Here is a 25,361-nt window from a genome sequence, read left to right on the forward strand (position 1 = left end):
TTCGCCATACTTTCTGATTATATTATAGCACCTGTATCGTAATAAATCAAATATTTATTTTTTATCCTGATATAAATTTTCTATATGCTGAAAATAGACATTTTTATTCGTTTTTCTTTGCATCAGTTTCTTCGGTTTTTGCTGGTTCGGTGGGTTCGTTATCATCCTTATCGGAGTCATGCTCCGTATCGTGCGTGAAGTATTCTTCGGGGGATTTCTCTCCGCCTACTGACAGATATGCGTAGTATTCCAGTATCAGTGAGGCATCGGCTGAATTGACAGCGCCGTCCCCTGTTACGTCGGCGAATTTCAGCTGTTCTTCGGTTAGTCCCGAATCTTCTCCTATCGAGAGAAGCGAATAGGCTTCGAGGACTATGGAGGCGTCTGCCGAATCTATCCTGTTGTTGCCATCTATGTCGCCGAGCGAAGGCGTACCTGTAACGGGAGTAGGTTCGGCAACTGTCGGAACAGTGGTGCTTACAGGTTCTGTTGTGCTTGCAGCCTGAGTTGTGTCTGCGGCAGGCTCAGTTTCACTTGCTGCGGATGTGGTCTCGGAAGGTGCGCTTGAAGTTGACGATTCTGCTGTTGAAGTGTTTATAGCAGTAGTTTCTGCTGTGGTTTCAACGGTGGTTGTAGTAGTTGTTGAAACGGTCGGAGCAGTTGACGTAGTTGTTACAGCAGGCACAGATGCCGAGCGGTCCGATGAGAACGGTATAACGACATAGGTGTTATCAAGAGAGCAGCCGTATATCGGATTGACCGAGGTTTCTGCCGTATCGTATCTGCCGTCGCCTTTGGTCGGTCCCGACTGCCACCATTGGTCGCTCCTGCCGTCACCTGTGTAGATGCCGATGTGATGGTCGTCCGCAAGCTTAAGGAGTCCGCTGAATCCTGTTCCAACTTTTCCGTCGACGGTCCATATGATATCGCCCTTGCAAAGGATTCCGCTGGACAGCATTTCTTCTTTGGTGTCGAATTCGTAGTACATTACATTATAGTATGAAATGTAATTCGTCCAGCCCGAACCTGCGCTCCAGCACTGACGGTCTGGGAAATAGGTATTGAAGGCTGAATTCAGCGGCACCCATTGTCCTGTTACCGACATAGGAAGTCCGAAGGTGTGAGACAGGCCGTTCGACAGCGCATGCCATACGAATCCCATACAGTTAAGGCCGCCAAGCTCCGCTGAACCGCCTGCGCCTGTTATCATACCTTTTGCGTATTCGTTTTCAAGCTGCCACAGGTCACCCTTCGGTGAGGCTGCATAAAGCCAGTAAGCGTAGGGAGTACCTTTATAGTAGTCATTTGCGGAATACTCATCGATGAAATCCTGCCACTGCTCTGCTGTTTCGGTGTATGTACCGCCCCCTGCCATTGCCATTGCTTCGTTGAAGTAGTGACCGTTGGGATTCTTCGGTTCGGGCGGCTCATTATTCACAGGCTGAGGCTCCTCGGCAGTCTTTTCCCCTTCCCACGGAAGTACGATATATGTGTTGCTTTTTGCACAGCCGTATATGGGGTTCACGCTGTTATAGGTGTATGCGGGTGCGAGAACTCCGTCCCCCATTGTAGGTCCCGACTGCCACCAGACATCGCTGGAGCCGTTTCCGTAGTATATGCCTACATGGTGATTATCGGCAGGGATTGCGAGTCCGTTCATTTTTCGACCTACTGAGCTGTCCACAAGCCAGATTATATCACCCTTTTTAAGGACTCCGCTGGCAAGCATCTCTGCTTTTGTGTCGAATTCGTAGTAGTGTACGCCGTACTGCCTGATGAAGTCGTACCAGCGGCTGCTTCCGTTATTTCCTGTCCACACGCTTCTGGTGAAGCCCTGTTCGTTGAAGCCGCTTAGGTTTGGTACCCATTCGCCTGTGTCGCTGATAGGTATTCCCGAGTAGATCGAGAGACTGTGGGCGATTGCATGCCACACGAATCCCGTACAGGTCATGCTTCCGTCGGTGGAGTTTCCGCCTTGTGAAGTCATCATGGCTATGTGGCCCGGTGTATCGAACTGCCACATATCACCGCGGGGAGAAGCTGCGTATGAGCCTGCTGAGTAAGGCGTAAGCTGATAGTAGCCGCTTCGGCAGAATTTATCGATGAAATCGCACCATTCTTCACGGGATTGTTTATACTGTCCGTAACCTGAAACGCAAAGGGCTTCGTTCAGGTACATTCCGTTTTTGTTTTTCATTTCAGCTTCGGCTGAAGCTGTAGGGTACACCTGTATAAAACAAAGCGCTGTCATAACAAAAGCTATGAACAGCGCAGATAATCTTTTCTGAAGTTTACATGTTTTCAAATCTGCACTTCCTTAAGTTTATTTCAGCTTTCCGTGATGTGTTTCAGAAGTGCATGTGGAAAGCGGTATATCAGTGTGCGGCTCTGCCTATTTTTTCGCCGTATTTGACTACTGTCTCGAATCCATCACGGGTATTGAGAGCAATGTCCTTGTCTATGAGTATGCTGTCCTTTTCAAACAGTAATACTATTGTGGAGCCGCCGAACTCGAACATTCCCTTTTCTTCGCCTCTGAGGAAATCGTGTTCGCCGTGGCGGTTCTTTATCCTTCCGACCATCATAGCGCCGACCTCTACCTGTACAACGTCGCCGAAGTGTACAGTGTGGAGAATAGTGTATTCACGGCTGTTGCGCTTATATATGTTATAGCGCCTGAGTGCGATAGGGTTGACGGTGTGAAGGACTCCGCGGATGAAGAAGTTGCTCGTTTTATTTCCGTCATCGATGTAGCAGTAGCGGTGGTAGTCATCCACTTCAAGGCGGAATATAAGGCAGACTCCGCCTTCGTACCTTCTTGCGAGGAAGCTGTTACCGAGGAGGTCCGCAACGCTGTAGTAGGAGTCCTTTATCCTGAAAAGACTGCGTCCGTTTATCCTGTATGCGGAAAGCTTCGAGTCGCATGGACTGATAAGGTGGTTCGGCTCGGTATCAATGGGACGCTTCTCGGGACGCACTCTTCTTGTGAAGAAGTCGTTGTATGAGCGGAATCCGTCCATGATGTACTGTGAGGTGTCTATTCCGCCCGACTTTATGAACCTGTCGATAAGCGGCTTTGAAAGGGGCGAATCCATGTATGCTCCAGCAATTTTGGATACTATCGGAGCGGTAAGAACTTTAAGTGCCATACGTCCGCCGACAGTTCCGTAGAGCTTTTTAAGGAACTGCCCCTGTTTTTCGTTCGTGACGATTATCTCGCCGTTTCTTTTCTTTATCATAGGACTATCTTCTTGCATTAGCCAGCATGAGCTTTATGCGGTTTTCCTGATTGACTCTTGTAGCGCCGGGATCGTAGTCTATAGCAACGATGTTAGCATTCGGATTGTCCTGCTTTATGGCACGGGACATGCCCTTTGCCACGATATGGTTAGGAAGGCATCCGAAAGGCTGAGTGCAGATGATGTTCTCTACGCCCGACTGTGCGAGAGCTGCCATTTCGGCAGGTATCAGCCAACCTTCGCCCATAACTACGCCCTGATTTATGTACTTGTCGGCAAGTGCGCGGAGATGCTCGAAATCGTGGAGCGGCTCGAATACACCGTGTTCCTTCATAACGCTGATAAGCTCCTTCTGCTTTGAGTAGATAAGGTCATAGCCTATCTTGTTGAATATGGAGCTTTTTGTGACATGGTCGTATATCTTTGCATCGTTGAACGTACCTGCGGCACAGTACATTACGAATTCCAGAAGGGAAGGAACTACAGGTTCACAGCCCTCCGATATAAGGAAGTCTTCAAGGTGGTTGTTGGCAAGGGGAGAATATTTTACGTATATCTCGCCTACTATTCCGACTTTTACCTTCTTTTCGCCCGAAAGCTCAACAGAAGCGAAATCGTCGAGTATCATGCGGTATATCTTCTTTGTTTTGAGGAACTCCTTGCTGCCTGTGCGGAATATCCTTCCGAGTATGGTCTGCCATTTGTTGAGGTAATACAGTGAACGTCCCTTTTTTACCTCGTATGCACGGCACTTGTTGTAGCAGGTCATCATAAGGTCGCCGTAAAGCACCGCATAGAGCATCTTCATGAACATCGGTGCGGTTATCCTGAAGGCACTGTCCTTTTCGAGTCCGCTGAAGTTCAGCGAGCATACGGGAACCTGCGGATAGGTCTTTGCGAGAGCCTTCCTGAGCAGGTGGATGTAGTTTGAAGCACGGCATCCTCCGCCTGTCTGAGTTATAAGGAGCGCAGTCTTGTCGGGATCGTATTTTCCGCTGTTCAGCGCATCCATGAACTGTCCTATTACCAGAAGTGCAGGGTAGCAGGCATCATTGTGTACATTTTTAAGTCCCTCGTCAACTACAGCCCGTGAATCGTTCTGAAGCAGTTCAAGCTTATAGCCCTGTGCCTCGAATATGGCTATCAGGAGCTTGAAGTGTACCGGGAGCATATCAGGTACGAGGATGGTATGGGTTTTTATCATATCCTCGGTGAATTTTGCGTATTCTTGCATTTTTTTACCTCCCTGAGGGCGATTATTTCTGTTCCATTGCCGCAACAAGGCTCCTGAGCCTTATCTTAGCGGCGCCGAGATTGTTTATCTCGTCTATTTTCAGCTGAGTATACAGCTTGCCTTTGCTTTCAAGTATAGTACGAACCTCGTCACCTGTAACGGCATCGATTCCGCAGCCGAAGGATACGAGCTGGATGAGCTGCATATCGGGCTGAGTTGTTACGTACTCTGCGGCACGGTAAAGTCTTGAATGGTAAGTCCACTGGTTGAGGACTCCGAGCTTTGGTGTGTGGGACAGCTGAGCAACGCTGTCCTCAGTTATAACAGCCATGCCGAGACTTGATACCAGCTTGTGTATGCCGTGGTTTATCTCCTTGTCGATGTGATAAGGTCTTCCTGCGATGACGATTATCCTTCTGCCCTCTTTACGCGCCTGACGTATTATCTCTGCGCCCTTTGCGGATATATCGGCGTGGAAGCGGTCAAGAGCAGCGTAAGCTTTGTCGACTGCGGCAGGTATCTTGCCCTTGATGTTGAATCTGCTGAGGGACTTGGCAAGAACCTTTATCACGTTCTTGCGGATATTGAGGTCCATATACGGATGTATGAAGTTGTTGTCGTTAAGACGGGGATTATTGGCTAAAAGAAGCTCGGGGTAGTATGCGACTACGGGACAGTTGAAGTGGTTGTCGGAGTTGCCCTCGTCCAGATTGTAGCTCATGCAGGGGTAGAAAATGAAGTCTGCGCCCTTGTCGAGAAGGTTCTCGATATGACCGTGAGTGAGCTTTGCAGGGTAGCACACGGTATCCGAAGGGATAGTGTGCTGACCGAGGTAATACATATCTCGTGAGCTTTCGTCCGAGAACACGGTACGAAAACCGAGCTCGGTGAACAGTGTATGCCAGAAAGGCATCTGCTCGTAGAAGCTGAGTGCAAGGGGAAGTCCCACTGTTCCGCGGGGATACTCGGGCTGTCCCTCGTTTTCAAGGGCAAGTATGCTGTTGTACTTGTACTCGTAGAGGTTCGGGACTGTATTCCTTCCTGCCTTTCCGCCGCCCTTTTCGCAGCGGTTGCCTGAGATGAAGTTGCGTCCCTTGCCGAAGCTGATGATGTTGAGCTGACAGTTTGCGGTACATCCTCCGCACTGTGCGGAGCGTGAGGTATAGGAGAAGTTGTCAAGTTCGGCTTTGGAGATAAGTGAGGAGTCTCCGACGGAGTGCTCCTTTGCGTAGAGAGCGCATCCGAATGCGCCCATAAGTCCCGAGATAGCTGGACGGATAACGTTTCTGCCAAGTTCCTTTTCAAAGGAGCGGAGCACGGCATCGTTCAGGAAGGTACCGCCCTGAACTACTATATTCTTACCGAGGTCGTCGGGAGAATTTGCACGTATTACCTTATATATGGCATTCTTGATTATTGAAGATGAAAGACCTGCGGAGATGTCCTCTACTGTGGCGCCGTCCTTCTGAGCCTGTTTTACGGAGCTGTTCATGAATACGGTGCAGCGTGAACCGAGGTCAACAGGGTGCTTTGCGAAGAGTCCAAGCTGTGAGAACTCCGCAATATCGTATCCGAGAGCCATAGCGAAGGTCTGTATGAACGAACCGCATCCCGAGGAACATGCCTCGTTGAGCATGATGCTGTCGATAGTCTTGTTCTTTATCTTGAAGCACTTGATGTCCTGTCCGCCGATGTCTATGATGAAATCAACGTCGGGACAGAAGTAAGCAGCAGCCTTGAAATGGGCAACAGTCTCGACTATACCGTGGTCAACGGCAAGACCTGCCTTTATGAGATCTTCACCGTAGCCTGTTACTGCACTGCCCTTTATGACGATATCGGGGTTCATCTCGGAGTAGATGCACTTTACCTGATCGGCGATCTTGTCCAGAGGCTGTCCCTGATTTGAGGAGTAGTGGTGATAGAGGATGCGTCCGTCATCGGTGATGAGTACGAGCTTTGTGGTTGTAGAGCCTGCATCTATACCGAGGTAAGCATCGCCCTTGTATGTACGTATATCGGCGTAACCGAGGTCGAATTTCTTGTGACGGCTTATGAACTCGTCATACTCAGCCTGAGAAGCGAAAAGAGGTTCACCTGTAACGATGTTGTCCGAAGCCTTTGCGTTGATTATCTTGTCGATAAGGTCGGAAATACCGCATGGCTGTGAAGTCTCACGGGCGTATATCGAGCATCCGTAAGCTACGAAAACAGGAGCTTCATCGGGGAATACAGCGTGTTCCTCATCAAGACCGAGAGTTCTTACGAAGGCTTTTTTCAGTCCCCGCAGGAAGAAAAGAGGTCCGCCGAGGAATAGCACCTTTCCCTCGATAGTACGTCCCTGAGCGAGTCCCGAAACGGTCTGATCCACAACTGCCTGGAAGATACTTGCGGCAACGTCCTCACGTCTTGCGCCCTGATTGAGAAGCGGCTGTATATCGGACTTTGCGAAAACTCCGCAGCGTGAAGCGATAGGGTATATCTTCTGTGCACGGAGAGAAAGCTCGTCGAGTTCGTCTGCGGTTATGCCGAGAAGTGTAGCCATCTGGTCTATAAAAGCACCTGTACCGCCTGCACAGGAGCCGTTCATACGCTGTTCCACACCGCCTGTAAGGAAGATTATCTTTGCATCCTCACCGCCAAGCTCTATCACAGCATCCGCATCAGGCTGTTTTTCCTTTACCGCAAGGAAAGCTGCATGAACTTCCTGAACGAATGGTATTCCGGCAGAATTAGCAAGTCCGAGACCTGCCGAGCCTGTTATACATACAGTGAATTCCTCATCAGGGTAATCCGCTCTGATTATTTTCAGCTGATCTGTCACGGTCTCTTTGACCTTTGAAAGGTGACGCTGATATTTAGAATAAACGATATTTCCGTCGGTATCAGTTATTACCGTTTTGACGGTAGTAGAGCCGACATCGATCCCAAGTGAGTATCTGTTCGCCATATTACACCTCAATAATTATATTCTGAGCATAAAAATACATAATACATTATACAACATAATTCTGAAAAAATAAAGGGTTTTCACACAATTTTCGTATTTCCCGATATTACGTTGATAAAGCTGTAAATTTTTTGTAGTTTATGACGATATGGCGCTGAAAAAATGTATTCAAGGGGATTTTCTGCAAGAGAAGGCGTCCCTTCCGGGTTCTGTGATGATCATGAGGAAGAGCGGTTACAAACAGGGAATTTCTGTTACAATTTAAATTTGATGTTGCCAAGCACCGTTAAAATATGTATAATTATAAAAGAAAGAATAACTATCCCCATGAAGCGGAGGTAATAAAGATGAATATGAACAGGGTTAAAGCCTTTGCAGGTTCGGCACTTGTACTGATTTCGGCAGTTCTTTGCAGCTGCGGAGCTAAAAATACAGAGAGAAAGCGTCCCGTGACCGACAGCGGACTTGCTGTATTTACGGATGCACCCACAACTGCACCGCAGCAGACTGTTCCGCAGGTCGATAACGACTACGATCAGACAAAGGACGACTACTATTACAATGATGAGAGCGACTACTATCAGCAGGAAACTACTGCCGTGACCACTAAGAAGAACAAGAAAAACAAATCATCGTCCACAACAGCGGCAGCTTCCAAGAATAAAAAGAACAAGAAGAACAAGAATACCACTACTGCCGCAGAGGAGTATGAGTCTGCCGAGACCTACACCGAAGCATGGACTGAGTTCGATGATAAAAACTATGTGGAATATCACTTCCGCAATCAGAAGCTCCTGAACCAGCATTTTGAGAAGCACGGCGGAGAGTTCAGGAAGGACTTCGGCTATCAGAACGCCGAGGAGTACGAAAAGGGTGCAAGCGACGTTATCAACAATCCCGAGGCTCTCCATAAGACAGAAGCTGAGGACGGCGACGGAGTTTACTACATCGAAGCTACCAACGAGTTCGTGATACTCTCCACAGACGGTTATATCCGTACTTATTTCCGTCCCAACGGCGGACTTGATTACTATAACAGACAATAGCAAGAGGTGAGAAAATGAATCCGAGATTGCCGTATCTCCGAGATAAGACTTCAAAGCTGACTTCCTCCCCGGGAGTCTATATAATGAAGAACAAGGAGCTTGCTATAATCTATATCGGCAAGGCTAAGAACCTTAAAAACCGTGTTACCAGCTATTTCCGTGAGAATCCCGACCATACCCCGAAGGTAGCTGCTATGGTGTCGAATGTCTACGACTACGACTTTATAGTTACGGACAGCGAATTCGAGGCGCTGCTGCTGGAATGCAGCCTTATAAAACAGCACAAGCCGAAGTATAACATCCTCCTCAAGGATGACAAGGGCTATCACTACATCCGCATCTCCGACGAGGAGTATCCCCGTATCACCAACGAAAAGAACAATAAGGCTTCGGGCAGATATCTCGGACCGTACACCAGCGGCTTCATCACCAAAGAAGCTGTAAGCGAGGCGAACCGTGTTTACATGCTCCCCACTTGCCGAAGACGTTTTCCGCAGGATTTCGGCAAGGAGCGTCCCTGCCTCAACTATCATATCAAGCTATGCATGGGAGTCTGCCGCGGAAAAATTTCCGCAGAGGACTACCGTGAGACTGTGGAACAGGCAGTGGACTTCATAAAAACAGGAAGCGCACAGTCCGTTGAACGCATGGAAAAGGAAATGGAAGAAGCTGCCGAACGCCTTGAATTTGAAAAGGCTGCAATGCTCCGTGACCGCATAGCAGCTGTCCGCAAGGCTTCCGAGAAACAGAAGATGATAAACAGCGGTGTGGACTCCGCCGACGTTATAGGTATTGCCGCATCTGATGAGGGACTTTATATATCCGTCCTTATGTACCGCGAGAACCGCCTTTTCGACAAAGCGGTTTTCCAACTCGGCAGACCTGAGGAGGGTGAGGACATACTCTCACAGTTCATGATACAGTATTACCACGGCAGGGATGATATCCCGAAAACTATAGTTGTGGACCATATACCCGATGAGGAGGACCTTATAACCGAACTTCTCGAAAAACAGGCAGGCAGAGGCGTAAAGGTACATGTTCCGCAGAAGGGAAGACTCAACGACCTGCTGCGTCTTGCAAAGGACAACAGTGCGGAATACGCTGCAATAAAGCGAAGCCGTACTGCCAAAGAGGTCATTGCACTTGAACAACTGGGCAAGAGTCTTGGACTTGAAAAGCCGCCAAAGTACATCGAAGCTTACGATATATCCAACCTTTCTTCGGAATCGATGGTTGCGGGAATGGTAGTGTTCGAGGACGGCAGACCGCTGAAAAAAGCTTACAAGCGCTTCACCGTCAAGGAACAGGAGTACCAGAACGACTACGGCAGTATGCACGAGGTACTGAAACGCCGACTTATGCACATTGTAACTCAGGAGGGGGACGAGTATTTCACCCGTAAACCCGACCTCATCCTTCTTGACGGCGGCAAGGGACACGTTAATGCGGTAGTCCCCATACTCCGTGAGCTTGAACTGGATATCCCTGTTTTCGGCATGGTCAAGGACGACAAACACCGTACCCGTGCCATTGCAACAGGCGGACGTGAGATACAGATAAACGATATACGTGCGGCTTTCGACCTTGTTACAAGGATACAGGACGAGGTACACAGGTATTCCGTCAGCTTCATGCATACCCGTCACAAGAAAAAGACCTACAGCTCCGAACTTCTTACGGTAAAGGGCGTAGGCGAGAAAAAGGCGGCTAAGATACTCATGAAATACAAGACGAGGGACAAGCTTCGCTGTGCAACTCCCGAAGAACTTGCAGTTACCGCAGGAGTAAGTCTTGAAACAGGGGCGCAGTTATGGGAAGTTATACAGCACATGTAGTATATACACCACGTCAAAATGAACAAAAAATCAACTTTCTGTCGATTGCGGATTGTCAGGAATAACCTATCTTTTTAAAATGATATAGACAAGCTTTCGGAAATAGGTTATAATAGCTTATGTATAAAGTGATTTCGGCTTCCGTATGCCGTAAATGCGGAACAGCACGTTTACTGCTGCGCAAGGCAGTGTGAACAGCGGCTGCGGAGCTTTTGATGAGAGTTATTACAGGTTCTGCCAGAGGCAGGCGTCTTGTTGCGCCCGAAGGACTCGATGTGCGTCCTACGAGCGATAAAGTTAAAGAGGGCATATTCTCCGCCATACAGTTCAGAGTCGAAGGCTCTTATGTTCTTGATCTCTTCGCAGGAAGCGGTCAGATGGGCATTGAAGCACTGAGCAGAGGCGCAGAAAGAGCGGTGTTCGTGGATAATTCGCTCCGTTCCATAAGGTGCGTGAACGAGAATCTCAGGAATACCAAGCTTGAATGGCGTTCAGAGGTCATAAACCGTGACAGCTACGACTATATCAAGCTCACTGCCAAGAAATTTGACATCATCATACTCGATCCCCCTTACCGTCACGGTCATATAGCGAATCTTCTTCCCCTTGCGGCAAAGAAGCTCAGCGACGGCGGCTGCATCATCTGCGAGTATGAACAGGAAGCGGAAGAACCTTCTGCTCCCGAAGGAATGGTCCTCAGGAAGATCTACACTTATGGCAAGATAAATGTTGCCATTTTTGAAAAGCCCGACGCTGAGGAGGCTGAGGAATGAGAAGGATAGCTGTTTGTCCGGGAAGCTTCGATCCCGTAACACTGGGACATCTTGATATCATAACACGTGCTTCAAAGCTGTTTGATAAGGTGATAGTCCTTATATCAAGGAACGCAGGCAAGGCTCAGCCGAGCTTTACCGCTACCGAGCGTATGCTCATGATACAGGCTGTTACCCGTGATCTGGATAACGTCGTTATAGATATTCTCGACGGGCTCCTTGCGGATTACGTACAGAATGTCGGTGCGATAGCTATAGTAAAGGGACTTCGTGCCGTCAGCGACTTTGAATACGAATTTCAGATGGCTCTTGCCAATAAAAAGCTCTATGCAGGGGCAGAGACCGTCTTTCTTACTACTGCGGCAGAGAATATGTATCTCAGCTCCAGTGTTGTAAAACAGATAGCATATTTCGGCGGAGACATAAGTCATTTTGTCCCCGAACAGATACTTGGCGATATAACTCAAAGACTTGTTAAAGAGAGGTAAAAGATATGAGTATTGATGAGATCCTTGATGAAATGGACGAACTGCTGGATAAGGCTCCTTCAGTTCCATTTGTTGCACATAAAAAAGTGGTCGACGGAGAAAGACTCCGCGAGCTTATTAACGATGTAAGACTGAATATGCCTCACGAACTGAAAGAGGCTAAGAAGATAGAGTTCGACTGCCAGCGCATACTCAACGAGGCTAAGCTCAATGCCGAGGGTATCATCCGCAAGGCAGAGGAGCGCGCTCAGCAGATAGTCGGCAAGGAAGCTATCGTTGAGGAAGCAAAGAAGAAGGCTATGGAGATCATAACAAAGGCTCAGACCGCTGCTGCAAATCTCCAGAAAAGCGCAGCTTTATCTGTTGCCAAGATGCTTAACGATACTGAGACACAGTACAACAAGAACCTTCTTGACATAAAGCGTACAAAGGAGAAGCTTCAGATATCACTGAAGAATTCACCTGCACTTAAGCAGCCTGCACAGACTGCACAGGAGATGCTCCAGAGTTCTCCTGTAAGAAACCAGCAGAACAACATGGTAAGAAAGTAACAGTAAAGGCGTACAGTGATGTACGCCTTTGTTTTTGCTATTTATCCTGATTTGCGGCGAATATGTCCGCAACTTCATTCAGCGTGATATAGGCGAGAGGATCTATCTTCTGTACTATGTCACGCATTTTTATGACCTGAAAGCGATTGACCACGAAGTATACCACCTTGCGGTCCGTTCCCGAGAAACCGCCTTTTGCGTCGAATATAGTCATTCCGCAGCGGAATTCCGTTTGCAGTGCCTTGCATATCTTCTCGGATTCGGATGTTACTATGAAGGCTGCTTTTGAACGGTCGAGACCATCCACGATGTAATCTACGGTCTTTAGTGCGGCGGCGTAGGTCACTATCGAGTAAAGGGGCAGTATCCAACTGTGTATGACCGCACCGCATATGATGTAAAGGATGATGTTGTATATCATCACGAAGGTGCCGACTGACAGTCCGAGCTTTTTTGCGAATATAACTGCCATGACCTCGATGCCGTCCATAGCTCCGCCGAAACGCAGAGCGAGTCCGCTTCCTATGCCGGATATGACTCATCCGAACAGAGCACAGAGCAGCAGGTCGGTACCTGCAAGGGGAGATGCGATGCTGACATCCAGAGGCAGAACATCGGTTATCAGCCACGCTGATACCGAGTAGACTATTACCGTATATACCGCGCTGAATGTGAAATCCCTGCCCTGTTTTTTCAGTCCATAGAGGAAAAGCAGGATGTTGAGCAGTATAAGGAAAAATGACAGCGACAGGAAATGGGGCGTTATCTGTGAAAGCAGCATAGCTGTGCCCGATATGCCGCTGTCGTAGAGCTTTACACAGGCGTAAGGAACAGTGTGATGCCTATTGCGTTTATTATGCCTGCTGCGGTGAGCATGAGTATGTTTATGGGGCGGATGCTTTTTAATGTATCTGAGGCCTTTTTCAAGATTACTCCTTTCGTTATGCGTTAAAACAGGGGAGCTGTCCATCGGACCGCTCCCCTTTGAGTCTTACTTGTTTAAGATCTTGTTGATTATACCGCCGAGGCCGCCTGCCTTTTCGGTAAGCTCGTCGAGGTTTATCTTAGCCTTTATGCCTTCGATGATCTCGTTGATCTTTTCATCGGGAAGATCGATGCCAACTACACTTTCAACAGCCTTTACAGGATCGCTCTTGAACTTGCTGCCGAAGTCCTTATCGTCCTTTATCTTAGCGATGAGTTCTTCAATAATTTTTTTGATATCCATAACAGGTTACCTTCTTTCAAAAATAATATGTACATATTATACCATACTTCCTTTGAAAAATCAAGTATTTTGGACAAAAAATAACAGATATCAATATGAGAGCGCACCCTGATATCCTGCAAGGCTGACTGACTGTGAAATATATTGTGCAAATTGACATATTTGCTGGAAAGGACCGCTGAAATGGCTGTTATTCTATTGACATAGTTACGCGTATTTGTTATAATGACTTTGTACTGCTTTTTGCAGACATAGTGCGGAAAGCATATAATTATAAGGAAATAAAGCTCCGTTGAATGAACCTGTTTTTTCCTGATGATACGGGGCAATAAATACAGACAAAGAGGAGACCTTGCAGCTTGGACTGCTGTGTATTATGGTAAGTAAAAGAGATAAATATAAACGTTTTATATCCTTCGGCTCTGCGGTAGTGCTGCTTGCGGCACTTTCGGGAAGCTTCGCCTTTATCTGGTACAGGTATTACAGCGATACTATCGTTCTGCCTTACTACAGGCGAGGAAACTGGGTGCTGATAGGTATATATGCGCTGCTGGTATGGCTGTTTTTCAAGGCATACGGCGGCTTTAAGATAGGCTACCTGAAAAAGACGGACATGCTCTATTCACAGATGATATCTATGGTATGCGTCAATGTTGTGGGATATTTCATGGTAAGCCTTATCGGACGTGACTTCATGAGAGTAAGTCCGTTCCTGCTGCTGACTGCGGTGGATTTCGCATTTATTTTCGTCTGGACACTTGTTACTGCAAAGCTTTATTTCATGATATATCCCCCGAGGAAGCTCATCATTATTTACGGCAGTCATCAGGCTGCTTCACTGGTTCTGAAAATGAGTCAGCGTGTTGATAAGTATATGATATGCGAATCGGTAAGCGTAAATGAAGAACCCGAAAAGATACGTGAACTCATAAACAAGTATGAGGGAGTCATAATCTGCGATCTTCCTGCGGAATCACGTAATGATTACCTGAAATACTGCTTTGAAAATTCCATACGTGCGTATATCGCTCCGAAAATATCAGATATTATCATAAGAGGTGCGGACGATATAAGACTTTTCGATACTCCGCTCCTTCTTTGCAGAAATTACGGTCTCGACTTCGAGCAGAGACTTGTTAAACGCATATTTGACATCGTTTTTGCTTCGATCGGACTGGTCGTTTCCATGCCTTTCATGCTCCTTCCCGCTATTGCGATCAAGCTTTATGACGGCGGACCTGTGTTTTTCAGACAGAAACGCCTTACTATCGACGGCAAGGAGTTCGAGGTATATAAGTTCCGCAGCATGATAGTCGATGCGGAAAAAGCAGGCGTTCCCATGCTTGCATCCGAAAACGATCCCCGTATAACTCCTGTGGGCGCTTTCCTCAGAAGAACTCGTCTGGACGAGCTCCCTCAGCTGCTGAATATACTCAAAGGGGATATGTCCATTGTGGGACCTCGTCCCGAGCGTCCCGAGCTTACGGACGAATACGAGAAGGATATGCCCGAGTTCAGCTTCCGCCTTAAGGTGAAGGCAGGTCTTACAGGCTATGCTCAGGTAACGGGCGTATACGATACAACTCCATACGATAAGCTGAAAATGGATCTGATGTATATCGAGAACTACTCGATGCGTCTGGATCTTCAGATAATATTAATGACACTTAAAACCATGCTCTTCCCCGGAAAGACCAATGAGGCTTCTGAGGAGCTCATCCTCCACGGCGGACAGAGCAATAAAGGAAAAGAGGACAAATAAATATGAAAACAACAGCAGTTATCATGGCAGGAGGCAGAGGAGAAAGATTCTGGCCGAAAAGCCGAAATAACCGTCCGAAGCAGTTCTTATCCCTTACATCCGACGGAGAGACGATGATACAGAAAACTGTAAAGAGACTTCTCCCCCTTGTGGATATGGAGGATATCTATATCGTTACAAATGCGGCTTATACCGAACTGGTGCTGGATCAGCTCCCCGATCTTCCGAAGGAGAACATCCTTGCCGAGCCTTGTGCAAGAAATACAGCTCCATGTATCGCGTTTGCAGCGGCAGTTATAAAGCAGAAGTATGACGATGCAGTAATGCTCGTGCTTCCTTCGGATCACCTCATCGGATATGAGGATATCTACATCAATACACTGAAAAAGGCTATACGTGCCGCAGAACAGGGCAAGAACCTCGTTACTATCGGTATAACACCCACATATCCCGAAACAGGCTACGGCTATATCAACTTCGGCAAGGAGTGCGGTGATACCTACGAGGTAGAGAGATTCGTTGAAAAGCCTGACCTTCCAACAGCCAAGGAGTACCTTGCTTCAGGAAAATATCTCTGGAACAGCGGTATGTTCGTATGGAAGGTAACATCAATACTTGCAGATATGAAGGAATTCATGCCTGATATATATGACGGCGCTGTACGTATAGGAGAAGCTTTCAATACTCCAGGATTTGAAGATGTACTGGTCAAGGAGTTCTACGCTTTCAGAAGCGAGTCTGTTGACTTCGGCATCATGGAGAAGGCTGACAATATCTACACTATACCCGGAAGCTTCGGCTGGGATGACGTAGGAAGCTGGCTTGCTGTAGAGCGTATCAACGAGACCGACGATGACAAGAACTACATCGAGGGAGATGTTATCTCAATAGGCTCTGAGCGTACAACTATATGCGGCGGAAAGCGCCTTGTAGCTGCGGTCGGACTTGAGGATATCATCATTGTCGATACTGACGATGCAGTGCTTGTATGCTCGAAGAACAGCACACAGGACGTCAAGAAGGTCATCGCACAGCTTAAGGAAGCCAAGAGAGAAGAATTGGTATAAATTCAATGTCCACGAAATGCAGTCTGAATAAAACTGCTTTATATACACAATAAATTTTAAGGAGTCAAGGATAATATGAAAAACGCACTTATTACAGGAATCACAGGACAGGACGGTTCTTACCTTGCAGAGCTTCTGCTTGAAAAGGGCTACAACGTTTACGGTATCTGGAGAAGAAAGGCTACTGCTGATTACGGCAATATCGCTCACCTTAAGGACAAGGTAACTCTCATCTATGCAGATATGACTGATCCTGTTTCACTTATATCCGCTATGAAGATATCTCAGGCTGACGAAGTTTATAACCTTGCAGCTCAGTCCTTCGTTGCTACAAGCTGGGATACTCCCCTCGGTACAGCAGATATAGACGCTATTGGCGTTACAAATATGCTGGAGGCTATCCGCATCGTAAAGCCCGAGGCTCGCTTCTATCAGGCTTCAACTTCCGAGATGTTCGGTCTCGTTCAGGAGATCCCACAGAAGGAGACAACTCCTTTCTACCCAAGAAGTCCATACGGCGTTGCAAAACTCTATGGTCACTGGATCACAAAGAACTACCGTGAGAGCTATGGCATGTTCGCTTGCTCGGGCATCCTCTTCAACCACGAGTCTGAGCGCCGCGGAATAGAGTTCGTTACAAGAAAGATAACAGACGCTGTTGCACGTATCAAGCTTGGCGTTCAGGACTGCGTAGAGCTCGGAAATATGGACTCTAAGCGTGACTGGGGCCACTCCAAGGACTACGTAAGAGCTATGTGGCTCATGCTCCAGCAGGATAAGCCTGATGACTATGTTATCGCTACAAACGAGACAAGAACTGTACGTGAGTTCGTTGAGACTGCTTTCAGGCACGTTGGTATAGACGTAGAGTGGAAGGGTGAAGGTGTTGACGAGATCGGTATAGACAAGGCTACAGGCAAGACTATCGTCAAGGTAAACAAGAAGTTCTTCCGTCCTGCAGAGGTCGATATCCTCCTCGGCAACCCAGAGAAGGCTGAAAAGGCTCTCGGCTGGAAGCGTGATATCAGCTTCTCTGAGCTCGTAGAGCGCATGGTAAAGAACGATCTTGCACTTGTTGAAAAGGAAATAAAGATAAAGAGCATCACTGACTGATAAAAGGTGAACTGATATGCAGACAGAAGTTCTGAGAAGCGAAAAAGGCGGCTATGTTAAGGCGGATGTCCTGCATAAACTGGACAGGATGAACGCTCTGCTTATGGCTGTCAGAGGCGGTATGCGCCGTGAAGAGGCAATGGCTGAACTTGAAAGCATAAGAGAAACGGAACTCAGAAGAGAAAAGGCAGGTCTGTTCGGAAAAATCGGCTTTTCCGTTGAAGATACCGACGCATATCTGGAATCGGTCGGACAGATGATACTTGAAGCAGTATATTAATATAAAAGGTGGGAGAAGTTCAATTGAATATCGCTTTTGATGCAATACCCCTTATCAGCGACCGTATGACGGGAATAGGCTGGTGCGAGGCGGGACAGACTACTGCAATGGCTCGTCTTTACCCAGAAAACAAGTACACTTACAACTTCTTCTCACGCAAGGACGATAATATAAAGCTTGAAAGGCTCGCACCTTTCACAGCGGCGGGCATCGGTACGAATATGGCTCATTTTTCGGGCTATATCTACCGTGCTGCCTCCACTTTTGTGCCTGTTCCCTACAGTGCTTTCTTCGGCAAAAACGACGATGTTACCCACTTTTTCAACTACATCGTTCCCCCGAAGGTACACGGCAGGACGGTAGTTACCGTACACGATATGGTCTATAAGGCTTTCCCCGAGACCGTTCGTGCAAGGACAAAGTATATGCTGGATTCGGGACTTAAACAGTCCATGAAGCGCGCAGATATGATAGTTACGGATTCGGAGTTCTCAAAGAGCGAGATACTGAAATATTTCCCGCAGCACGAGAAAAAGCTCAGGGTAGTCCCCTGCGGTGTGGACCTTGATAAATTCCGTCCCTGCGAGACTCCCGAACGCATACCCGAGGTCAAAAAGTCGCTGGAGATAGAGGGGGATTACTTCCTGTATCTCGGTACTATCGAGCCGAGAAAGAACCTTGAACGTCTTATCGAGGCCTATCATATATTCACTCAGCGCAGCGGCAGTGATGTGCCGAAGCTTGTGCTTGCAGGCGGTAAAGGCTGGCTGTATGACAGTATTTTCCAGAAGGTCAATGACCTTAAGCTCAGCGACAGAGTTATATTCACGAAGTATGTTCCTTCAGAGGACATGAATCATCTTATGTGCGGAGCAGCAGCATTCGTGTTCCCGTCGATATATGAGGGATTCGGTATGCCGCCTCTTGAAGCGATGGCGTGCGGAGTTCCCGTAATAGCATCTGATGCCGCTTCTCTCCCCGAGGTCACGGGAGACTGTGCAGTCATCTGCGACGCTTATTCTCCCGAAAGCATTGCCGACGGACTTGAAAAGCTGTACACCGATACTGCACTCCGCAGTGAACTCAGTGTACGCGGAAGACAGAGAGCCGCTTCATTTACGTGGGAGCGCTCCGCAGAGATGCTTTATAATATTTATAAGGAGCTGTTTTGATGAAGGATGATTTCGTTGTAAAAGGTCCCTATGAGGACTTTCTTACGGACAGGGACAGATTTCTTATCGAATTTGATAAATATTATCCCGAATTTATGGATCGTCTTATGACAGACAGGCTCTATCAGGACGGCTTCAAGGAGCGTACCGAGAAACTTGAACTGCTTGCGGCTTCGGTAGGTATCAACCTTGAAAGCTATATAAGAAAAACTGCGGAAGAGAACGGGATAGAGTGATATGAACAAGGGAATGTTGAGGGTATTGGAGGTAAATAAGGCTTATTATCCCCATATTGGCGGTATCGAGAGCCTTGTCAGACAATATACCGAGGAGCTTGGCGCACTTAAAAACGTACAGCTCAGAACTCTTGTCTGCCGTGACGACAGAGGAAGTACCTACAGTGAAAAGGTCGGCGGCAGAAATATAGTACGTGCAGGAAGTCTGGGAACTTATTTTTCTTGTCCCCTGTCGCTTTCTTTTGTCCGCCTTTTCCGAAGAATGGCTAAGAATGCGGATGTGGTGCATATAAATGTACCGTTTCCTCTTGCTGATGCCGCACTTCTCCTGTCTGGCTATAAGGGCAAGGTAGTGGTATCGTGGCACAGCGATGTGGTCAAGCAGAAAAAGCTGATGAAGTTCTACAAGCCCTTTATGGACAGCTTGCTGAAACGTGCTGATGTGATACTGACGGCAACTCAGGGACATATCGACGGTTCGGACTATCTGCCGCAATACCGCAGTAAATGCAGGGTGCTTCCCTATGGTATAACTCCGGAGGACTATCTTTCCGTTGAACGGAAGCCTGTCCTTACGGAGAAGCTGAACGATAAGAACGCTGTGAAGGTGTTCTTTACGGGAAGGCTTGTTTACTACAAAGGCGCGGATATCCTGCTTAAAGCCTTTGCTAAAGCTGAGAACTGCGAGCTGTTCATAGCAGGTACGGGCGAGCTTGAAAAATCCCTGAAACACTATGCGGCTGTGAACGGACTTGACAAAAAGGTGCATTTTCTGGGGTTCCTGCCTGACGAGGAGCTGAAACAGGCTTATGCCGACTGCGATATATTCGTGCTTCCCTCTGTAGTAAAGAGTGAGGCTTTCGGCATAGTCCAGCTTGAAGCTATGGTCTACGGCAAACCCGTTATCAATACCGACCTGCCTTCGGGAGTACCTTACGTGAGCGTACACGGAGAAACAGGGCTGACTGTTCCGCCATCCGATCCCGATTCGCTGGCAGCGGCTATAAACCGCCTTGCTTCCGACAGGGAACTGAGGGAGACATTCGGCAGGAATGCGGCAGAACGTGTTGAGGAACAGTTCAACGAGAAGAACATAATAAAAGAATTATACAGGATACTTTCAGAATGAAAGGAGTGAGCGCTTTGAAGTCACTCATCATAGGCGGCGCAGGCTTCGTAGGGGGATACCTTATACGTGAGCTTGCGGAAAACGGACACGAGGTCCATGCCACCTGTCTCGCAAACGAGACTATATCTGCGGAAAACTGTACTGTCCATACCCTTGATATAATGGACAAGGAAAGAATCGGCAGACTTCTGGACGAGATATCGCCTGATACGGTCTTCCACCTTGCGGCGCAGAGTTCCGTGTCCGTATCGTGGAAAAAACCTCAGCTTACTGCCGAGATAAACGTTGTAGGCACCATAAACGTCCTTGAAGCGGTGAAGGATGCTGAAAAAAAGGATATCCGCATCATCCTGATAGGTTCGGGCGAGGAATACGGCTTTATCCGTCCCGATGCATGTCCCCTTTCGGAGGAGGAACCACTTCACCCGGGCAATATCTACGCTGCAACAAAAGCCTGCGGCGAGATGATAGGCAGTATCTACTCACGGGCTTACAAAATGGACGTTGTAATGGTACGTGCATTCAATCATTCAGGTCCAGGACAGTCAACTACCTTCGTTATATCCGATTTCTGCAAACAGATAGCAGATATAGAAAAAGGCATGGCAGAACCTGTTATATCAGTCGGCAACCTCTCTGCAATGCGTGATTTCACAGATGTCCGTGATGTTGTAAGAGCCTACAGACTGCTTGCGGATAATGGCGTAAGCGGAACTGTATACAACGTTGGCAGAGGAAAGGCAGTTCCCATAAGCATGATATTGGAAACTGCACTCAGCTATGCAGAATGTGATATAGAGACAGTAACAGATCCGAAACGTATGCGCGCTTCGGACATCCCGATAATAGAGCCCGATGTATCACGCATCAAGGCCGATACGGGCTGGAGCGCAGTTATAACCGTAGAACAGACAATAAAGGACACCCTCGATCACTGGAGAAATAACTGAAAGAGGGAAAAGGAGGCGATCGGTTGGAAGATATCAGACTTACAAACGAAAAGATGCTCACATTCGACGGGCATGATAAGATAGGCACTCTCAAGGCTGCCGAGAAGCTTATGCAGTTCGGTGAAAAGCAGAACAACGCCAACGAGATGCTTGCGGCGAATATCAACGATCTTATCAAAAGAGTCTGCGCTCTCGAGGATCAGCAGATCAATAATGCCGAGGTCATGCGGAAAATCGCAAATGAGCTTATGGCAGTCCGCAAGGAACTGGACAGGGTAAGGCTTACAGAAAAGCTGAATTCAGGCGCTATAGAGCGTCTCGACAAGGCTATGCGCCTTGCTCAGGGAGATACGGAAAGCTGATAAAAGTATATGGGATTATAGACAAAAATATATTACTGTTTTTGTGCAGAACCCTTGACTTTGTTAAAGTTTTGTTATATTATTATTAGTGTCGGTAATTGAGTTCCGTTTGCTTTTCAGAGCCATATCAAAAGCTTCGGAACGTGTATCAAGTACGCTGATCATTTTTTATCAACGGAGAGATGCGGCACAATCGCTGTCTCCGTTTTTCTGTTATTACTATATGAAAGAAGGTGTTATCATGGACAATATGATGGAAGAGCTTGCGGCTAAAACGGCGTTTACCATCCCGATATTCGGCGGTATACCCATTGCTGATTCCTGTGTTGTCACATGGATAATAATGGCAGTGGTCGTACTGCTGTCCATGATTTTTACACACAAGCTGAAAAAAGTACCTACAGGCTCGCAGTGCATACTGGAAGGCGTTATGGACTGGCTGGATAATTTCTTTACGGATATCCTCGGTCATAAGGGAAAAAAGTATCTCCCCTTCCTTGAAACTCTGATAATCTACATAGCCTTTGCAAACCTCATCGGTCTGTTCGGCTTTGTACCGCCTACAAAGGATATCAATGTAACTGCGGCTCTTGCAGGTGTGGCTATAATATTCGTTCAGGCTGCATTCGTTATCGAAAAGGGACCTTTAAAGTGGCTTAAGAGCTTCCTTAACCCTATAAATCTTCTGGACCTCATAACCCGTCCGCTGTCACTGTGTATGCGACTTTTCGGTAACGTACTCGGGGCTTTCGTCGTTATGGAGCTTGTCAAGGGACTCTGTCCTATCGGTGTTCCTGTTATCGCAAGCGCATACTTCGATATTTTCGACGGCCTGTTACAGGCTTATGTATTCGTATTCCTTACTTCACTCTATATGGCTGAAGCCATAGAAGATGAAGAACAACACTAACTTCACGGAGGTATATCATTATGGGAATGATAGCATTAGGTGCGGCAATCGCCGTTCTTACAGGTGCAGGCGCAGGTGTCGGAATAGGCATCGCAACTGCAAAGGCTACAGAGTCTATCGCACGTCAGCCCGAAGCTAAGGGTGATATCAGAACAGCGCTCCTTCTCGGATGTGCTCTCGCAGAGGCTACAGCTATCTACGGTTTCGTTATCGCGCTTCTTATAATCGGTAAAATGTAACAATACATACTTGGAGGTATATTAATATGGGAATGATAGCATTAGGTGCGGCAATCGCCGTTCTTACAGGTGCAGGTGCAGGTGTTGGTATAGGTATCGCAACTGCAAAGGCTACAGAATCGATCGCACGTCAGCCCGAGGCTAAGGGCGATATCAGAACAGCACTTCTTCTGGGTTGTGCCCTCGCAGAGGCTACAGCTATCTACGGTTTCGTTATCGCACTCCTTATTATCGGCAAAATGTAAGCCGTTTGAAAAAGAATATATATAAGGAGGACACATAATGCTTAAATTTGAATTCTGGAGCATTTTCGAGGCTGTTGCAAACGTTATCATACTGTTTGTACTGCTGAGGATTTTCCTTTTCAAACCAATAAATAAAATAAAGGATGAACGTACACGTACTGTACAGGATGACCTCGATTCAGCTAAAAAGGCAAAAGAAGAAGCCGAAGCACTCAGACAGCAGTACGATGATTCTATCAGCAGCGCCAAGGAAGAGGCTAACAAGATAATCATGAAGGCCCACGAGGACGCTGAGGCTGATAAGACTATGATAATGAAGAAGTCTCAGGAAGAGGCTGAAGAAATAGTTACAGCAGCAGGCAAGGCTGCCGAGAATGAGCGCAAGCGCATCATACAGCAGGCTCAGTCACAGATCGCCGACCTTGCTATCGCAGCTGCTTCAAAGGTTGTAGGCGCTAATCTCGATGACGAGAAGAACCGCCGCCTTGTTGATGAATTCCTTTCCGAAGAGGAGGGTGAAAAGTAATGAAGGACACAGATAAGGAGCTTCTGAAAGAGCTGGTCCGTCTTGATATCTCCCAGGAGGATAACGAGACCGCAAAGGGCGTTTTTACTGCTTGTCCCGATGTTGCTGAAACACTGGCTAATCCCCTTGTCACTCAGGATGAGAAACACGGCATAATCAAGCGTCTTTTCCCTCAGAGCATGGAAAGATTCCTGATGACTGTAATAAAAGAAGGCGCTATTGGAAGGATAAGTGAGATACTCGAGGAGTATACCGATATCCTCATCGACAGACAGGGAAGCATAAGAGCTGTAGTCCGCTATGTAACTCCCCTTACAGATTCCCAGCAGGCAGACCTCAAGCAGTTTATCATGGATAAATTCGTCAAAGAGGACGTTGCTATAGAGTACAGATACGATCCCGATATCCTCGGCGGCTTCATCCTCAATGCAGGTGATGAGGAGTACGATAAGAGCTATCGTACAGCCCTTCGTGCAATGAAGGATACTCTTCAGTCAAAGGCTGCTGAGGTTGCTGACGAGGACGGAGAGTACCAAGAAAGCGATATCATATCCGTACTTAAAACAGAAGTAAGAGATTTCAAGCTTAAATCAGGTGCAACAGAGACAGGATTCATTACCCGTCTCGGTGACGGTATCGCAAGAGTTCGCGGTATGAACAGCGTTATGTACGGCGAGCTTGTAGAGTTTGAAACAGGTGTCAGAGGCATCGTTCAGAGCCTTGAAGAAAAGACTGTAGGCGTAGTTCTCCTCGGAGACGACCACGGACTTACAGAAGGTTCATCGGCAGTCCGCACAGGCAAGAGAGCTGGTATCGGTGTAAGCGATGAGCTCCTTGGCAGAGTTGTGGACGCTCTTGGTGCGCCTATCGACGGAGCAGGTCCCATAAAGGCTGATGATTACTTCCCTATCGAGCGTGAGGCTCCCGGAGTTATCGAACGTAAATCGGTAAATGTACCGCTCCAGACAGGTATACTTGCCATAGACTCGATGTTCCCTATCGGACGCGGTCAGCGTGAGCTCATCATCGGCGACCGTCAGACAGGTAAGACCTCTATCGCTCTTGATACCATTATCAACCAGAAATCACAGGACGTTATCTGTATCTATGTTGCCATAGGTCAGAAGTCCTCTACAGTTGCTCAGGTAGTAAATACACTTAAAAAATACGGCGCTATGGATTACTCGGTAGTAGTATGCGCTTCTGCAAGCGATCCTGCACCTTTCCAGTATATCGCTCCGTATTCGGGTACTGCTATCGCTGAGTATTTCATGTCCAAGGGCAAGGATGTCCTGATAGTATACGATGATCTCTCGAAGCATGCCGTTGCATATCGTGCAATGTCGCTTCTGCTCCACCGTCCGCCGGGACGTGAGGCTTACCCTGGTGACGTATTCTATCTCCATTCAAGACTCCTTGAACGTTCCAGCCGTCTTGATGACGAACACGGCGGCGGTTCACTTACCGCACTGCCTATCATAGAGACTCTTGCAGGCGATATCTCGGCTTATATCCCGACTAACGTAATTTCCATTACCGACGGTCAGATATTCCTCGAAAGCGAGCTTTTCAACAGCGGTCTGCGTCCTGCGGTCAACTACGGACTTTCCGTATCCCGTGTCGGCGGTGCCGCACAGACAAAGGCAATGAAAAAGGCTGCGGGAAACCTTCGTATCGACCTTGCACAGTTCAAGGAAATGGAGATCTTCACACAGTTCTCCTCAGAGCTCGACCAGTCCACTACCGACCTTCTGAATCACGGTCATATGCTCACCGAGCTGCTGAAACAGCCGCTTTATAATCCTCTTCCGCATGCGGAACAGGTTATAACCCTCCATGCCGCACAGCACGGTCTGTTCGACGGCATACCGCTTAAGGAGCTCCGTGAATACCGTCAGGAGCTTATGAGCTATATCAATACCTACGGACAGGATATCATCAATGAGATAGATGAAAACAAAGTTATGACTGATGACCTTGCAGAGCGCATCGAAAGGATCATAACTGCATTTGAGGAATAAGG

The 25,361-nt window shown here is 47.6% G+C and carries 25 protein-coding genes and 1 pseudogene; 19 read left to right on the forward strand and 7 right to left on the reverse strand.

What is annotated here, in order from left to right:
- Window positions 1–103: 103 nt before the first annotated feature.
- From BT127_RS01660 to BT127_RS01675, 4 genes are all read right to left on the reverse strand, one after another.
- Entirely contained in the window at window positions 104–2,305 is a 2,202-nt protein-coding gene (locus tag BT127_RS01660; RefSeq protein WP_075423295.1) for a dockerin type I domain-containing protein, read from the reverse strand.
- Window positions 2,306–2,375: 70 nt separating this feature from the next.
- Window positions 2,376–3,239: a phosphatidylserine decarboxylase gene (locus BT127_RS01665; RefSeq protein ID WP_075423296.1), complete on the reverse strand. Its 864-nt coding sequence runs from the start codon at window positions 3,237–3,239 to the stop codon at window positions 2,376–2,378.
- Window positions 3,240–3,243: 4 nt separating this feature from the next.
- The gene (locus BT127_RS01670) at window positions 3,244–4,473 is read right to left on the reverse strand and encodes a 2-hydroxyacyl-CoA dehydratase (protein ID WP_075423297.1); all 1,230 of its coding nucleotides are present in this window, start codon (window positions 4,471–4,473) and stop codon (window positions 3,244–3,246) included.
- Window positions 4,474–4,495: 22 nt separating this feature from the next.
- Window positions 4,496–7,423: an acyl-CoA dehydratase activase gene (locus BT127_RS01675; protein WP_075423298.1), complete on the reverse strand. Its 2,928-nt coding sequence runs from the start codon at window positions 7,421–7,423 to the stop codon at window positions 4,496–4,498.
- A 347-nt stretch (window positions 7,424–7,770) separates the two neighbouring features.
- Between BT127_RS01675 and BT127_RS01680 the strand changes: the two genes are divergently transcribed.
- The 5 genes from BT127_RS01680 to BT127_RS01700 all read left to right on the forward strand — a co-directional run bounded on the left by BT127_RS01680 (window position 7,771) and on the right by BT127_RS01700 (window position 12,119).
- Window positions 7,771–8,469 (forward strand): hypothetical protein, encoded by a 699-nt coding sequence (locus BT127_RS01680; protein WP_075423299.1) that lies wholly within the window; start codon window positions 7,771–7,773, stop codon window positions 8,467–8,469.
- 14 nt (window positions 8,470–8,483) lie between these two features.
- The gene (uvrC, locus tag BT127_RS01685) at window positions 8,484–10,307 is read left to right on the forward strand and encodes an excinuclease ABC subunit UvrC (protein ID WP_075423300.1); all 1,824 of its coding nucleotides are present in this window, start codon (window positions 8,484–8,486) and stop codon (window positions 10,305–10,307) included.
- Window positions 10,308–10,522: 215 nt separating this feature from the next.
- Complete coding sequence (rsmD, locus tag BT127_RS01690) at window positions 10,523–11,080, forward strand: 16S rRNA (guanine(966)-N(2))-methyltransferase RsmD (protein WP_075423301.1); 558 nt, start codon at window positions 10,523–10,525, stop codon at window positions 11,078–11,080.
- Window positions 11,077–11,568, forward strand: coding sequence for a pantetheine-phosphate adenylyltransferase (gene coaD, locus BT127_RS01695; RefSeq protein WP_075423302.1), 492 nt, complete (start codon window positions 11,077–11,079; stop codon window positions 11,566–11,568). Before rsmD ends, coaD begins: the two co-directional genes overlap by 4 nt.
- Before the next feature lie 5 nt (window positions 11,569–11,573).
- A complete protein-coding gene (locus BT127_RS01700) occupies window positions 11,574–12,119 on the forward strand; it encodes an ATP synthase subunit B family protein (protein WP_075423303.1) in 546 nt (181 codons plus the stop codon).
- Between the two features lie 37 nt (window positions 12,120–12,156).
- On the opposite strand, the gene BT127_RS17110 is transcribed toward BT127_RS01700, so the two are convergent.
- The 3 genes and pseudogenes from BT127_RS17110 to BT127_RS01710 all read right to left on the reverse strand — a co-directional run bounded on the left by BT127_RS17110 (window position 12,157) and on the right by BT127_RS01710 (window position 13,347).
- Complete coding sequence (locus tag BT127_RS17110) at window positions 12,157–12,333, reverse strand: DUF2179 domain-containing protein (RefSeq protein ID WP_318257126.1); 177 nt, start codon at window positions 12,331–12,333, stop codon at window positions 12,157–12,159.
- Between the two features lie 81 nt (window positions 12,334–12,414).
- Window positions 12,415–13,089, reverse strand: a pseudogene (locus tag BT127_RS01705) (YitT family protein); the annotation flags it as partial.
- 21 nt (window positions 13,090–13,110) lie between these two features.
- Window positions 13,111–13,347: a hypothetical protein gene (locus tag BT127_RS01710; protein ID WP_075423304.1), complete on the reverse strand. Its 237-nt coding sequence runs from the start codon at window positions 13,345–13,347 to the stop codon at window positions 13,111–13,113.
- Between the two features lie 376 nt (window positions 13,348–13,723).
- Between BT127_RS01710 and BT127_RS01715 the strand changes: the two genes are divergently transcribed.
- The 14 genes from BT127_RS01715 (at window position 13,724) to atpA (ending at window position 25,359) form a co-directional block, all read left to right on the forward strand.
- Window positions 13,724–15,109: a sugar transferase gene (locus BT127_RS01715; RefSeq protein WP_075423305.1), complete on the forward strand. Its 1,386-nt coding sequence runs from the start codon at window positions 13,724–13,726 to the stop codon at window positions 15,107–15,109.
- A gap of 2 nt (window positions 15,110–15,111) precedes the next feature.
- Window positions 15,112–16,176, forward strand: coding sequence for a mannose-1-phosphate guanylyltransferase (locus BT127_RS01720; protein ID WP_075423306.1), 1,065 nt, complete (start codon window positions 15,112–15,114; stop codon window positions 16,174–16,176).
- Between the two features lie 75 nt (window positions 16,177–16,251).
- Window positions 16,252–17,289 (forward strand): GDP-mannose 4,6-dehydratase, encoded by a 1,038-nt coding sequence (gene gmd, locus BT127_RS01725; RefSeq protein WP_075423307.1) that lies wholly within the window; start codon window positions 16,252–16,254, stop codon window positions 17,287–17,289.
- Window positions 17,290–17,305: 16 nt separating this feature from the next.
- The gene (locus BT127_RS01730; RefSeq protein WP_075423308.1) at window positions 17,306–17,569 is read left to right on the forward strand and encodes a hypothetical protein; all 264 of its coding nucleotides are present in this window, start codon (window positions 17,306–17,308) and stop codon (window positions 17,567–17,569) included.
- Between the two features lie 23 nt (window positions 17,570–17,592).
- Window positions 17,593–18,741, forward strand: coding sequence for a glycosyltransferase family 4 protein (locus tag BT127_RS01735; RefSeq protein WP_075423309.1), 1,149 nt, complete (start codon window positions 17,593–17,595; stop codon window positions 18,739–18,741).
- A complete protein-coding gene (locus tag BT127_RS01740; protein ID WP_075423310.1) occupies window positions 18,741–18,977 on the forward strand; it encodes a hypothetical protein in 237 nt (78 codons plus the stop codon). The genes BT127_RS01735 and BT127_RS01740 overlap by 1 nt, the downstream gene beginning before the upstream one ends.
- A 1-nt stretch (window position 18,978) precedes the next feature.
- Window positions 18,979–20,106, forward strand: coding sequence for a glycosyltransferase (locus BT127_RS01745; RefSeq protein WP_075423311.1), 1,128 nt, complete (start codon window positions 18,979–18,981; stop codon window positions 20,104–20,106).
- Window positions 20,107–20,120: 14 nt separating this feature from the next.
- Window positions 20,121–21,056, forward strand: a complete 936-nt coding sequence (locus tag BT127_RS01750; protein ID WP_075423551.1) for a GDP-mannose 4,6-dehydratase — start codon at window positions 20,121–20,123, stop codon at window positions 21,054–21,056.
- A 23-nt stretch (window positions 21,057–21,079) separates the two neighbouring features.
- Window positions 21,080–21,418 (forward strand): hypothetical protein, encoded by a 339-nt coding sequence (locus BT127_RS01755; protein ID WP_075423312.1) that lies wholly within the window; start codon window positions 21,080–21,082, stop codon window positions 21,416–21,418.
- 241 nt (window positions 21,419–21,659) lie between these two features.
- Entirely contained in the window at window positions 21,660–22,328 is a 669-nt protein-coding gene (locus BT127_RS01760) for a F0F1 ATP synthase subunit A (RefSeq protein WP_082334857.1), read from the forward strand.
- A gap of 20 nt (window positions 22,329–22,348) precedes the next feature.
- The gene (gene atpE / locus BT127_RS01765; protein WP_075423314.1) at window positions 22,349–22,567 is read left to right on the forward strand and encodes an ATP synthase F0 subunit C; all 219 of its coding nucleotides are present in this window, start codon (window positions 22,349–22,351) and stop codon (window positions 22,565–22,567) included.
- A 26-nt stretch (window positions 22,568–22,593) separates the two neighbouring features.
- Window positions 22,594–22,812 carry an ATP synthase F0 subunit C gene (atpE, locus tag BT127_RS01770; protein WP_075423314.1) on the forward strand — a complete coding sequence of 73 codons (219 nt, stop codon included), beginning with the start codon at window positions 22,594–22,596 and terminating at the stop codon, window positions 22,810–22,812.
- A 37-nt stretch (window positions 22,813–22,849) separates the two neighbouring features.
- On the forward strand, window positions 22,850–23,338 hold the full coding sequence (atpF, locus tag BT127_RS01775) for a F0F1 ATP synthase subunit B (protein WP_075423315.1): 489 nt from the start codon (window positions 22,850–22,852) through the stop codon (window positions 23,336–23,338).
- Window positions 23,338–25,359 carry a F0F1 ATP synthase subunit alpha gene (atpA, locus tag BT127_RS01780; protein WP_075423316.1) on the forward strand — a complete coding sequence of 674 codons (2,022 nt, stop codon included), beginning with the start codon at window positions 23,338–23,340 and terminating at the stop codon, window positions 25,357–25,359. The genes atpF and atpA overlap by 1 nt, the downstream gene beginning before the upstream one ends.
- Window positions 25,360–25,361: the final 2 nt, after the last annotated feature.

It is taken from the genome of Ruminococcus sp. XPD3002 (genome assembly GCA_900119535.1).
GTDB lineage: Bacteria > Bacillota > Clostridia > Oscillospirales > Ruminococcaceae > Ruminococcus > Ruminococcus flavefaciens_H.

What these genes read in the sequence shown, in the direction of transcription:
- BT127_RS01665 (WP_075423296.1), bottom strand. Translation starts at nt 3,239, where the DNA reads ATGATAAAGAAAAGAAACGGCGAGATAATCGTCACGAACGAAAAACAG.
- BT127_RS01670 (WP_075423297.1), bottom strand. Translation starts at nt 4,473, where the DNA reads ATGCAAGAATACGCAAAATTCACCGAGGATATGATAAAAACCCATACC.
- BT127_RS01675 (WP_075423298.1), bottom strand. Translation starts at nt 7,423, where the DNA reads ATGGCGAACAGATACTCACTTGGGATCGATGTCGGCTCTACTACCGTC.
- BT127_RS01680 (WP_075423299.1), top strand. Translation starts at nt 7,771, where the DNA reads ATGAATATGAACAGGGTTAAAGCCTTTGCAGGTTCGGCACTTGTACTG.
- uvrC (WP_075423300.1), top strand. Translation starts at nt 8,484, where the DNA reads ATGAATCCGAGATTGCCGTATCTCCGAGATAAGACTTCAAAGCTGACT.
- rsmD (WP_075423301.1), top strand. Translation starts at nt 10,523, where the DNA reads ATGAGAGTTATTACAGGTTCTGCCAGAGGCAGGCGTCTTGTTGCGCCC.
- coaD (WP_075423302.1), top strand. Translation starts at nt 11,077, where the DNA reads ATGAGAAGGATAGCTGTTTGTCCGGGAAGCTTCGATCCCGTAACACTG.
- BT127_RS01700 (WP_075423303.1), top strand. Translation starts at nt 11,574, where the DNA reads ATGAGTATTGATGAGATCCTTGATGAAATGGACGAACTGCTGGATAAG.
- BT127_RS17110 (WP_318257126.1), bottom strand. Translation starts at nt 12,333, where the DNA reads ATGACTATATTCGACGCAAAAGGCGGTTTCTCGGGAACGGACCGCAAG.
- BT127_RS01710 (WP_075423304.1), bottom strand. Translation starts at nt 13,347, where the DNA reads ATGGATATCAAAAAAATTATTGAAGAACTCATCGCTAAGATAAAGGAC.
- BT127_RS01715 (WP_075423305.1), top strand. Translation starts at nt 13,724, where the DNA reads ATGGTAAGTAAAAGAGATAAATATAAACGTTTTATATCCTTCGGCTCT.
- BT127_RS01720 (WP_075423306.1), top strand. Translation starts at nt 15,112, where the DNA reads ATGAAAACAACAGCAGTTATCATGGCAGGAGGCAGAGGAGAAAGATTC.
- gmd (WP_075423307.1), top strand. Translation starts at nt 16,252, where the DNA reads ATGAAAAACGCACTTATTACAGGAATCACAGGACAGGACGGTTCTTAC.
- BT127_RS01730 (WP_075423308.1), top strand. Translation starts at nt 17,306, where the DNA reads ATGCAGACAGAAGTTCTGAGAAGCGAAAAAGGCGGCTATGTTAAGGCG.
- BT127_RS01740 (WP_075423310.1), top strand. Translation starts at nt 18,741, where the DNA reads ATGAAGGATGATTTCGTTGTAAAAGGTCCCTATGAGGACTTTCTTACG.
- BT127_RS01745 (WP_075423311.1), top strand. Translation starts at nt 18,979, where the DNA reads ATGAACAAGGGAATGTTGAGGGTATTGGAGGTAAATAAGGCTTATTAT.
- BT127_RS01760 (WP_082334857.1), top strand. Translation starts at nt 21,660, where the DNA reads ATGGACAATATGATGGAAGAGCTTGCGGCTAAAACGGCGTTTACCATC.
- atpE (WP_075423314.1), top strand. Translation starts at nt 22,349, where the DNA reads ATGGGAATGATAGCATTAGGTGCGGCAATCGCCGTTCTTACAGGTGCA.
- atpE (WP_075423314.1), top strand. Translation starts at nt 22,594, where the DNA reads ATGGGAATGATAGCATTAGGTGCGGCAATCGCCGTTCTTACAGGTGCA.
- atpF (WP_075423315.1), top strand. Translation starts at nt 22,850, where the DNA reads ATGCTTAAATTTGAATTCTGGAGCATTTTCGAGGCTGTTGCAAACGTT.
- atpA (WP_075423316.1), top strand. Translation starts at nt 23,338, where the DNA reads ATGAAGGACACAGATAAGGAGCTTCTGAAAGAGCTGGTCCGTCTTGAT.